This is a genomic window from Actinoplanes sp. NPDC051633 (assembly GCF_040681735.1).
GTDB lineage: Bacteria > Actinomycetota > Actinomycetes > Mycobacteriales > Micromonosporaceae > Actinoplanes.
Window position 1 is genome coordinate 1 of the sequence record NZ_JBFAZH010000173.1, and the last position, 9,680, is coordinate 9,680.

Below are 9,680 nucleotides of genomic sequence, written 5' to 3' on the forward strand. Positions count from 1 at the left end.
GGCAGATGGTCGCCGACGCCAAACGGCTTGCGACGGGCCCGGGAGGACACGTGGGGGCGACTCTGAAATCCATCGCGGCCGACCTGATCCCCATGATCGACACTTCGGACAAGTCACTTCCCGGACCCGCCACACCACAGCCTAGAACAGCCCCCACGATCAACACTTGACATAGAGGGGTGCCACAAGGGTGCATCGCTGCACTACATTTGAGCGGTTGCCGGTCTGGCTTCCGGCCATTGCGAATCTGTGCCGTTGAGTGTTGTCCCCGTTGTGCCTCAAGCACGAGTCGAAGCGCAGCGCCACACGGGGGATGTCGGTGAGTGCAGCGAATTTCGGCCGGATTGCCGGATGGTGTGTAGCCGGTGGAAGTTCGACTTGATGTGTGCGGCACATCGAGCGTTCATGGATCCGCGCCGGCCGTACCGGCGCCGACCGCACGAATCGCGGTCGTCCGTGGATCTAAGGATGCGCCGTGAACACCGTTCAGTTGCAAAACCCGCCCCCGGAGCCCGATGCTGCCGTATCGGCGGCAATGCCCGAGGCGGATCTAGCCGGCCCAGAGGGCATCGACATGGAAGACCCGAACGTTGTGCCTGCCGCCCTGGCGGCCTTCGTCGCGGCGGCCGGACACGCGCACACGGCCGTTGCCGCGAGTGGCCACTACCGGGCGATAGTCGCTGTCGAGGCGATTGAGGATGTCGCCGCCGCGCTCGTGAAGATCACCACGCATGTCACCCCGTATGCGGGCGACCTCTCGAGGAAGGCGGGGACGGCCATGGCAAGGGCCGAGGAGCTGTTGGCGCAGGCACGTACTGGTTTCAGCGATGCCCGCCACCATCTGCGCCTGGACCAAAATTCACCAGTTGAGGCGGCCGCACAGAGCACCGGCGTCGACTCCTGATCGACGCTGCGCCGACGCTGAGCCTGCACGCACGATGCGCGGGCTCGGCGTCCGGCCAACCTTCCCTCGTCTGGTAGACATCAGCGGCTCTTGGTTCAGGTGACTACTGATGAACAGGTAGCGGTAGGCCGTCCGTGGCTCTTCAACCCGGCCGATCAACCCGGCCGACGACCATCTCGCCCAGGATGTCGTAGTCGTTGCCAGTCGAAGGTCACGGGGCCGCGTGGGCGCGGACCAGGTCGTTAGGTCGCGCAGCGACGGAGGTGCATGAATTGGTGAAAGGCTGCGGGAGGTGGCCTCCGCTGTGCTCAATGGGGAGGTCAGTCTGGCCGACGCGGTCGGTTCCTCTGCCTACGGCGATGCGATCGCGGCGCAGTCGGCCCGATTCACCAGCTGGTACGACTCACTCACCGAGGAACAGCGCGCTGAACACGCCCGCGCCGCCGCTGCGGAGATCGCCAAGGTCCGCAACGAAATGGACCGTGAAGCAGCCGCACACGACCGCACCGCCGCACCATAGCCGGCGGACCGTGGGCGGCCCTCCTGCCGGCGGTGGGCGTAGGAGAAACGCTCCGTTGTCGTCTGCTCAGCTGGTGCACGTGTTGAGCATGGTCTGCAGGGCGGTCTTCTCGGAGCTCTGCAGGTTCAAGTCCCAGTACGACTTGGACGTGATCCACATCTTCGCGTAGGTGCAGCTAGGAGGTTAGGGGTGGTTGCCAGGAGGCAGGGTCCTGATCGCCCTTGGACTGGTTGACGTTGTCGGTGACCGCGATCAACTGCGGTTTGGCCAGGTCGTTGGCGAAGGACTGCCGGCGGCTGGTGGTCCACGCGTTGGCGCCGGAGCGCCAGGCTTCGGCCAGCGGGACAACGTGGTCGATGTCGACATCTGAGGCGGCGGTCCAGGTGGCGCCGTCGTACGGGGAGTACCAGCGGCCGGATACCGCGGCACAGGAACTGTCGGTGACCACCGACGTGCCGTCGCGTTTGAGGACGGTCTCGCGGGTATTGCAGGCGCCGGAGATGGTGATCCAGTGCGGGAACTTATCGCGGGAGTAGCCGCTCATCGACCCCGGCGCGGCCACGGTCAGGCCGTTGAGCTGCGTTTGCGCTGTCGCCTTCGACGGAATGCCCGGCGGTGTCGCCGCGGCCGGTGCAGCCGGGGCGAGAACGGAAACGATCGCGGCGACGGTGAGGGCGGTGGCGATGATGGTTCGGACGGCCGGGCGAGGTGTTCGGATCATGGTCGGCTCCCCCTACCTGATCACGGCTGCGGCTCGAACGTGACTGGTCTCCTCAGATATTGATGTCAGTAAGTGTGATGGGCGATGGGGTCCGGGTGAACATCCCGTAGCGGCCATATCAGCAAGCCGTGACAAGGCGGGTCGCCAGCGCACAGCTGTGGTCGTGCCGGGGAGGGTGAGCCTGCCGGTCATGGTCGGTCTGCCGGTTCGGTGCGTCGGCGGCCGGCCGCAGGTACAGCAGTGCGCGCCGCATGGCGGGGCCGCCGGCGTCGTGGAGGCTGCCGCGAGTGTCGGCGCTCAGGCCCGCGGGCGCAGCCGCGAGCGGGTGGCAGGGAGGGCGAACACGTCGTCGTCCTCGGTGACCAGGCAGCGCCGTCCGGGCGGCAGCGGATCCGGCTCGTCGAGGACCACCTGGGCCAGCCACCCTTCAGGGCGGAGACCGTCGGACTCCTGGCCGGCCAGCTGGTCGGTGACCCGGTCACCGGTCATGCCGACGTGCTCCAGGAGCGTGAACATGGCGTCGGCGGCGCAGGTGACCATCTCCTCGGCATCGGCGAGGTCGGAGCCCGGGTTCAGCTCGACATACATCCGCCGGGCGGCTGCCAGGAACCCAGCCGCGTCCGTGACAGTGAAGTCGCGGCGGATCCGCACGGAGATCGCCATGCCGTCCGTCAGCGGGTCATCACCAATGATGTGCACCTCCACCATCACGCCACCCTACGATGCGCTGCCATCAAACCTGTCCCATCCGGGCGATGCTCCTTCGTGGATCAAGATTGGGATGCCACTGATCTGCAGTGGTCATTCACAGGCTGTCCACACGCGCTGGGTATGTCCTTACGGCGTCGGTATGACGAGCCTGCAGGACGCGATCGAGGCCGCCCTGAATGCGGCGTTGCAATATCACTAACTGGCCGGCATCTGCACCTTCGACCAGCAGCGCCGCTTGGCCAGTGGAGGCCCCGGCGATGAGGTGATCCGCTTGACCGTCCGAGAGGTAGCCCGAGAGGCCGCCGCGCCGCCGAGGTTTGGACCGGCGGAAGGACCGGCCCGTCGGCGACCTGACCGGCCGGTGCCTTTGTGTGCCCTACCGGCTCCGGTGCAGCTGTCTGGAAGGTGCCTGCCGGGCCATGCCGGACACGTCGTGCGGCGCTACGGTGTTCGGCCATGACCAGCTTGCACGAGGCGATTCAAGCCGGGATCGAAGCGGCGCTGCTCCACCACGAACGCGCCGGCATCGTCGCGCCCGACCAGCGGCGCGGCCTAGCCACCGGCGGCCCCGACCACCCTACGATCCGGCTGAGCATCCAGGACGTCGCACGGGTCGCCGCCCGTGCCGCAGAGCAGTGGGCGTCGGGCAACACCCGGCCGCATGTGCGGTGGTAGCTGCCCTCAACAAGATCCGGCCGCGGGTATCGGCAGCGGCCGGACGCGTAGGCGGTTCGCTCACCAATGCCGTGCGCTCGAGGACCGGACGCAGCGGGCGGAGCGCAGTGCCAGCTCTACCAGCGTTTGGAAGGTCAAGCGCCGGTGTGGTCGTCGATCGACGCGCTGCCGGCGTCCTGCTGGATCGTGGCGATAGTGTTCAGCCCTGACGCCCTCGGCCTAACACTCGCTAGTAGCCACGACCCAGTAGCCACGACCTGACCATTGCTGGCCACCAGATCGAAGCGGAACTCCTGAGGTGTGCCAGGCAACGCGCAGAAGGCATGTGAAGGGATGCCCTCGCACGCCTGCGCGGCGACGTCCTGCAGCTGTTGTCGGGTCCTTCATGGACCGTGGAGGGACTGCTCGATAGATTGACGTGATGGTCGCAACAGACGCCAACGGAGACCGCATCGCCACAGCTGGCTGGTCCACGGCGTCGGCTAGGCGCAGGTGGGCGCGACTGCCTCCCGGCCGTGGCCGGCTACTGACGCCGCTGAACCTGGGCCTGGGCCTGGGTCTGGGCCTGGGTCTGGGCGTGGCCAGTGTGCTGGTCGCCGGTGGTGCGGCGCTGGGTGAGGGTCCGGGCGGCGCACAGGACGGACCCGAGACGGTACTCAGGGCCTATGTGCAGGCCACGCTGTCCACCAATGACAGTGCCGCCGCGGCTACGGTGACATGCCGCGAACCGAACCTGACCAGCATGCAGGACTGGCAGCTCGACCTCAGTCAACGCCGGCAGCGGTTCGCCCTGCCTGCCCTTGCCGCCGATGTCACGTCCTACCAAAGCGTCGCCACCGGCCGCCGGGTCAACGCGACCGCAGACGTGGCCGTGACGCTGATGACTAACGGCCAACCGCAGGAGCGCGTTACCCGCCCCTTCAGGTTCACGCTGGTCTCCGAGAATGGCTGGAAGGTCTGCGGCGCCGCACCTACCGAATGACCTTCGACAGGACGGCAACTGCCCGAAGCACCCCGCAAGCCGACCAGCAGGGCTTCCCACCGGCCGCCTGCCTAGTTGCTCCGCCAGTAGTCGCATGCCTATGCTTTTGCGATGGATGGGCAACGGCTGCGATTGATGGGAGCCCATGAGATCCGAGGGCGGCTGGGTGGGATCAGCCGGCAGCGCGTCTTCCAGCTCACCCGACGCGCGGACTTCCCGGCGCCGGTCGCCGTTCTGCACGCCGGCAGGGTGTGGCTCGCCGCCGACGTCGAGGAATGGATCATTGTCCGCCGGTCGAGGTGACGGGTGCCGTGGACGGGCTAGGCGAGCGCCAATGACGTCTTGGCCGACATGTGGTAGCGATGCCCAGCACCTGTCTCGATCCGCTACGGATGGGATCCGGTTGATCCTTGGCGGCTGCGCATCGATCGGTCCGTGAGTGTTTTCTCGGCGCTTTACATGGGTGCGCTGTCTATGGTGGCGGCATGCCCCCTGAAGATGCTCAGACGATTGCCGAGACGTTCCAGGTCAGCGCTGGTCTGGTCTTGTCAGGACACTTCGACCTCAGCGCTTACCCGCACCGGCACTTGGCAGTGGCTGCAGACAGAGGCTTCTGGTTCCAGCGCCTGGCGCAGGTCCTGGCGGCCGCGGACATGCTGACCCCTGCCGGATTCGCGTTGGTGAACACGATCGAGTTCACAGACGGCAACGCCGTGTGCGCGATATTGCGCCGCGGCTGAGTGACATCTCGGACAGCGACGCTCGCCTATGCTGTCCTGGCCCACACCGTGTAGGAGACGATGAGGTGAGCACCATCGGCTTAGCGCGACTTGACAGTCTGGGTGACCCCGCCGATCTGCGCGGACGGGCCGAAGAAGCGTTGGCCGGCCTCGAGGTCGACATGCGACCCGGTGCGCCGCAGGAAGGCGCTGACCCCTCCGACAGCGTCAAGATCACCGTGGCGTCGGATGGCGCGATCGCCGATGTGTCCATCAGCCGACGATGGACCGAACGCCTCATCAGCGACCGGCTGGGCAAGGCAGTGTTAGCCGCCTATCGCCAAGCCCACGACAAGCGCGCCTGGGCCCGTGCGCGTGCCGACAACTCGCCTGCAGACGACGTCAGCGCCGATTCAGCGATGCCGGACATCGACGACGAACGGTGGCTCGACTGGATCTGGACCAACCTCAACGAGGCCACCCGCCGCATCGAAGAACTGTCTCGCCCACAGCCGCCGCAAACGGTGCCGGCGGACCGCACGATCCCTGGTCCAGCCGGACACGTCCGACTGCGCCTCACCGGTGCAGCCTTGCGTGAGGTCATCATCGACCACGCCCGCATCGCTGAACGGGACCCCGACGCCGTGGCCGCCGACCTCAGACGGTCCTTCACCCCTCGCCCGGAACCTGCCAAGTTGAGCAAAGGGAGAATCGTCCATGCCCGGTGCCGGTGACGAGTCAGTCGGTGTCGTTGTCGACGCAGTGCACGCCGAAGCCCGCAAGTGGCGGAACCTGTCCAACGACATGGCCGCCGTACATACCGACATCAGCCGGCTGGAGTTGTGGCCGTCCGCGTTCTTCTTCGGCGACCTGGCCGCGGTGCAAGGTCACGCGGACGCCTACCAGGCCTTCCATCACTGGTACGTGCAACTGCTCGCCGGGGCCACCGACGAGTTCTCCCGCATCGGCGACGCCTTGGACAAGTCTGCCCACGCCTACGCCGACTCCGATACCCGCGCCAGCATCGACCTCAAGAAGATCTACGGCACCCGTCCGGAGGGGAACTGACATGCCGCCGGAATCGGCCGAGATCGAGTCGAGCAAGCTAGCTCTGGAGCAGGCGTTCGACGCGTTACGCCACGGCATCGACATGTGCGTGAACAACTTCAACCGCCTCGTCGACGGCCTCGGCAACCTTTCCTGGGCGTTCGGCCCCGTCCCGCTGCTGTTCATCCACAACTACATGGACGACGTACGCAACGCCGTCACCGAGGCCGTCGGGTACGGCGAGAAGGTGCTCCAGAGCGGCGTTCCGGTGCTGTCGCTGTTCGTGACGAGCATCGACTACCTCAACGCGGCCCAAGCACCGGTCTCAGACATCGCCTACGACATCAACACCCCGCAGGACGACAACATCCACGCCTGGTCCGGCGCCGCCGCGGCGGCGTACAAGCAGAAGCAGGCAGCGCAGAAGGCCGCCGCCGACAAGACCACGGAGAACGCGGTGGGGATCAGCAAATGGCTGTTCGACGTCGCCAAAACCAACGTCGCCTACGCCACTGAAATCGTCAAACTACTCGTGGACATCGGCATGGAACTAGTCAGTGTCACCGTGAACGCCGCCCTGGTCATCAACATCCAGTTCGCCCTCGCCGACCTGGCGAACGCGGTCAAGAAAGCACTTAAGGCGGCGGTCGTCCAGCTTGTCGAGATCGGCAACCGGTTCGTCGCCACCCTCGGCGACGCCCGCGACCTGCTGGCCCGGCGCAACGACCACAGCGCGTTCGAGGACGGGAAGTGGCCCCGCGCCGTCTACAACTGACCAGCCGACGCGCCGATCACCGCAGCGCGGCCACGACCTGATCGGCCAGGGTGGCTGCGTCCGGGGCTATCCGCCGCAGCAGATCGGCGGCGAGCCGGTCCAGATCTTCGCTGGGCGTGTCGCGATCCCGCACGATCACCGTCACCACCGCATTGTCCGCTACAACAGTCCGAGTCACCGATCCCGCCGACCCGGAAGCGGCCGTGAACCCGGAAGAAGACTTTTCGCCAACCGCCACGTGGTGCGTCGGATCCGCCGCATCCTCATCAGCGTCGGCGCTCAACTCGTCATAGAAATGCCGGGCGTTACCTGCGCCGTCGCCAGTTGGGGCAAACCCGTTCGGGAAGATCGACACGCTGACGCTCACCGACGGGCGAGCGTCGGCCGGAGCCCACACGCAGTCCACCGAGGTCACCCCCGGAACCGGACCTTCCGATGCGAGCCCGCCAGGCCGGCCCCGGCCGGAAGCACCGTAGCGATCTGCCACCGGACCGGCGAATGCCAGGCAGCCCTCCGGCACTTGGCTGTATTTGGCCGGCGCTGCCGAAGCCGACGTGGACCGCTGCGGCGTGGGCATTGGGACAGAAGTGTTGTCACAACCCGTAGCAAGTAGGACCGCGCCAACGAATAGAAGGCCACGCGCCTGCCACCGGGGTGCCACAACAGCCGACCCTAGTCCAAGGGTCGATCAACGTCTGTCTCGATGCCGAGTCTCAGGACGTCCGTGATGCTCCGTCTCACGACCTGGGTGACACATCCGGGAACGGGCCTGTCTGAGTGCCGGGGTTATCCGGCCGGCTATTCCTCGTCGCGTTCGACGTTGGATGTCGGTTCGGCGTTCAGTGCTGTGCCGCTGCTAGAGGTGTCGACCGATCTGTCTGAGGGCGCAGGGCCAAGCGTCGCCGAGGGCGTTTTTGGCGAGCTTAAGAGCATCATCAACCATGTAGGTGGTGGTCGGGGTGTGTGGCGGCTCTCTGCTCGGTGCGAGGAAGGGGCAGAGCGCGAGGGCGATTGCCCAGCCTGCCTGCGAACGTCGCCAGTCGGGGTTCGCGGATGTGAACCGCCCGATACCCTCGTAGTGGAGCCGATCACGCAGTGCGAAGATTTTCCGCTGCGTGGAGTCGTTGATAGGGGCCGCCGCGTGCTGAGCGGCGATTCGGTCGATGATGGTCGACTCTGCACCGAGACCGAACGCGTCGACCAGCGTCTGCGCAAGCTCGGCGAGCGAAGCGTCACGTCTCGGTCCTGAACTGTGACGCAGGCGTTCCCAGACGTCGTCGGCTGGGCGAGACGGCGGCTGTTGGTCGGGAAGTTCTGGAGCGAGCACTGACAGGTGCGGCCGGTCAAACCACGACAGGTCGAGGGGGACGCCGGTTCGGAGCTCGACGAGCGCCAGCATGGCTTCCGGCCACTCGTGTGGCTCCGCCGCCGCCCACAACGGTGCGCGCTGATCCTCCAGAGCGTCTGGGCTGCTGCCGTGACGTTCATCAGGAATCTCGCCGTCGAAGACGGTGACGATGTCGCCGGCGGTTGCGTAACTGAAGGCGTTGTCATTCTCGATGTTCCAGTACACGCTGTGCACACGTACAGGTCCTTGGCTGAGCCGCCTCAGTACTTCAGGACGGCTTGCCTGGAATCCGTTCACTTCAAGCAATCCGACGGCGTCATGGGTCGGAATCAGGGACCACAGGCACTCACCCTCGTCCGGCTCATAGGCCGGGTCCCGTTCAGCCAATTCGCCACCGAGTTGCCGAGCCACGTCTTCTGCGGTCGGCTTGCTGCCGTCACTCCTAGTCACAACTGACCAGGACATCGCCTGAGTGATCCACCTGTATTCGCTGTTCAGCAGGTTGCGGTATCGCTCTAGCTGCGCCTCGTACATCCCTGAATTGTTGCGGGCTGGAAGCCGACGGGCTGAGGAACGGTTGTCAGACGTCTGTGCTGGCCGGGCCGAGGGCACCGTGGCGCTTGAGGCCGGGACTTGAACCGGGCGATCTGCTTAATGGTGGTGCGGATGACCTCAATGACCAGCTGGTCCGCGTCGTAGACCCGGACCGTGGTGTCGGCCTGTCAACGGTGACGGTCCGGCCGGCGTGGCCGATGCCAACCTGGATCTTCTGCCGGGCGATGCTGATGCTGCCGCGGCAGCTGACTCGCCGTTCGACGCGTAGCGGCCCCGCTGCAGGCGCCGGTGCTGGCAGTGCGCATTCGACGCTGGGAGCTAACCGAGCGCTTTCCACGGGCAGGGCTCGACGTAAGTGCCGGTCTCCGCACGGCAAGCCGCGCCTGCGTGCTATGCAAAGGTGTGGGGCATCGCGAATTCGAGCAACGACTTGAGATCTATAGGCAAGCCCTTCGCGCCGGCGCCAAGGACCAAGTGGTCGAGTATGCGTGGCATGACCTGTACGCCGCAGCTGTTTCGCTGCAAGGGTCTCCACCGACGAAACCGAGTAAGGAGGTGGCGGCGGCGTTCGCGCTCCGAGATGCACGCAACGCTAAGAACGGCCCCCAGACCTTCTACACGATGGAGGAGACCGCGGACGCTTTCGGGGAGGCGCTGGAAGCTTTTCACGAGGCAATCCGGCTCCCTTGACGTCAGCTCTAATACCACTTGATTTCGCAGATC

The 9,680-nt window shown here is 66.0% G+C and carries 13 protein-coding genes and 1 pseudogene; 9 read left to right on the forward strand and 5 right to left on the reverse strand.

From position 1 onward, the window contains the following. The first annotated feature begins 475 nt into the window (after positions 1-475). Together AB0M20_RS12825 and AB0M20_RS12830 are read left to right on the forward strand one after the other, a co-directional pair. Positions 476-904 carry a hypothetical protein gene (locus tag AB0M20_RS12825; protein WP_364297516.1) on the forward strand — a complete coding sequence of 143 codons (429 nt, stop codon included), beginning with the start codon at positions 476-478 and terminating at the stop codon, positions 902-904. A gap of 292 nt (positions 905-1,196) precedes the next feature. Next, complete coding sequence (locus AB0M20_RS12830; protein WP_364297518.1) at positions 1,197-1,424, forward strand: hypothetical protein; 228 nt, start codon at positions 1,197-1,199, stop codon at positions 1,422-1,424. Positions 1,425-1,490: 66 nt separating this feature from the next. Here AB0M20_RS12830 and AB0M20_RS12835 read toward each other — a convergent pair. Both AB0M20_RS12835 and AB0M20_RS12840 read right to left on the reverse strand, forming a co-directional pair. Continuing rightward, a pseudogene (locus AB0M20_RS12835) lies at positions 1,491-2,145 on the reverse strand (HNH endonuclease family protein). A gap of 297 nt (positions 2,146-2,442) precedes the next feature. Further along, on the reverse strand, positions 2,443-2,853 hold the full coding sequence (locus tag AB0M20_RS12840; protein WP_364297520.1) for a hypothetical protein: 411 nt from the start codon (positions 2,851-2,853) through the stop codon (positions 2,443-2,445). Positions 2,854-3,312: 459 nt separating this feature from the next. Between AB0M20_RS12840 and AB0M20_RS12845 the strand changes: the two genes are divergently transcribed. Next, positions 3,313-3,531 (forward strand): hypothetical protein, encoded by a 219-nt coding sequence (locus tag AB0M20_RS12845; RefSeq protein ID WP_364297522.1) that lies wholly within the window; start codon positions 3,313-3,315, stop codon positions 3,529-3,531. A gap of 134 nt (positions 3,532-3,665) precedes the next feature. On the opposite strand, the gene AB0M20_RS12850 is transcribed toward AB0M20_RS12845, so the two are convergent. Beyond that, positions 3,666-3,842 carry a YegP family protein gene (locus tag AB0M20_RS12850; RefSeq protein WP_364297524.1) on the reverse strand — a complete coding sequence of 59 codons (177 nt, stop codon included), beginning with the start codon at positions 3,840-3,842 and terminating at the stop codon, positions 3,666-3,668. 266 nt (positions 3,843-4,108) lie between these two features. Here AB0M20_RS12850 and AB0M20_RS12855 point away from each other — a divergent pair, with 266 nt between their 5' ends. The 6 genes from AB0M20_RS12855 to AB0M20_RS12880 all read left to right on the forward strand — a co-directional run bounded on the left by AB0M20_RS12855 (position 4,109) and on the right by AB0M20_RS12880 (position 7,054). Continuing rightward, the gene (locus tag AB0M20_RS12855) at positions 4,109-4,513 is read left to right on the forward strand and encodes a hypothetical protein (RefSeq protein ID WP_364297526.1); all 405 of its coding nucleotides are present in this window, start codon (positions 4,109-4,111) and stop codon (positions 4,511-4,513) included. A gap of 111 nt (positions 4,514-4,624) precedes the next feature. Further along, entirely contained in the window at positions 4,625-4,816 is a 192-nt protein-coding gene (locus AB0M20_RS12860) for an AlpA family phage regulatory protein (protein ID WP_364297528.1), read from the forward strand. Between the two features lie 182 nt (positions 4,817-4,998). Then, positions 4,999-5,253: a hypothetical protein gene (locus AB0M20_RS12865; RefSeq protein WP_364297530.1), complete on the forward strand. Its 255-nt coding sequence runs from the start codon at positions 4,999-5,001 to the stop codon at positions 5,251-5,253. 65 nt (positions 5,254-5,318) lie between these two features. Beyond that, positions 5,319-5,966 carry a hypothetical protein gene (locus AB0M20_RS12870; RefSeq protein ID WP_364297532.1) on the forward strand — a complete coding sequence of 216 codons (648 nt, stop codon included), beginning with the start codon at positions 5,319-5,321 and terminating at the stop codon, positions 5,964-5,966. After that, entirely contained in the window at positions 5,950-6,300 is a 351-nt protein-coding gene (locus tag AB0M20_RS12875; RefSeq protein ID WP_364297534.1) for a hypothetical protein, read from the forward strand. Before AB0M20_RS12870 ends, AB0M20_RS12875 begins: the two co-directional genes overlap by 17 nt. Before the next feature lies 1 nt (position 6,301). Continuing rightward, a complete protein-coding gene (locus AB0M20_RS12880; RefSeq protein ID WP_364297536.1) occupies positions 6,302-7,054 on the forward strand; it encodes a hypothetical protein in 753 nt (250 codons plus the stop codon). A gap of 16 nt (positions 7,055-7,070) precedes the next feature. Here AB0M20_RS12880 and AB0M20_RS12885 read toward each other — a convergent pair whose 3' ends face one another. Both AB0M20_RS12885 and AB0M20_RS12890 read right to left on the reverse strand, forming a co-directional pair. Then, a complete protein-coding gene (locus AB0M20_RS12885; protein ID WP_364297538.1) occupies positions 7,071-7,469 on the reverse strand; it encodes a hypothetical protein in 399 nt (132 codons plus the stop codon). A gap of 441 nt (positions 7,470-7,910) precedes the next feature. Next, a complete protein-coding gene (locus tag AB0M20_RS12890) occupies positions 7,911-8,936 on the reverse strand; it encodes a DUF6461 domain-containing protein (RefSeq protein ID WP_364297540.1) in 1,026 nt (341 codons plus the stop codon). Positions 8,937-9,680 lie beyond the last annotated feature (744 nt).

What these genes read in the sequence shown, in the direction of transcription:
- AB0M20_RS12890 (WP_364297540.1), bottom strand. Translation starts at nt 8,936, where the DNA reads ATGTACGAGGCGCAGCTAGAGCGATACCGCAACCTGCTGAACAGCGAA.
- AB0M20_RS12840 (WP_364297520.1), bottom strand. Translation starts at nt 2,853, where the DNA reads ATGGTGGAGGTGCACATCATTGGTGATGACCCGCTGACGGACGGCATG.
- AB0M20_RS12865 (WP_364297530.1), top strand. Translation starts at nt 4,999, where the DNA reads ATGCCCCCTGAAGATGCTCAGACGATTGCCGAGACGTTCCAGGTCAGC.
- AB0M20_RS12875 (WP_364297534.1), top strand. Translation starts at nt 5,950, where the DNA reads ATGCCCGGTGCCGGTGACGAGTCAGTCGGTGTCGTTGTCGACGCAGTG.
- AB0M20_RS12845 (WP_364297522.1), top strand. Translation starts at nt 3,313, where the DNA reads ATGACCAGCTTGCACGAGGCGATTCAAGCCGGGATCGAAGCGGCGCTG.
- AB0M20_RS12880 (WP_364297536.1), top strand. Translation starts at nt 6,302, where the DNA reads ATGCCGCCGGAATCGGCCGAGATCGAGTCGAGCAAGCTAGCTCTGGAG.
- AB0M20_RS12860 (WP_364297528.1), top strand. Translation starts at nt 4,625, where the DNA reads ATGGATGGGCAACGGCTGCGATTGATGGGAGCCCATGAGATCCGAGGG.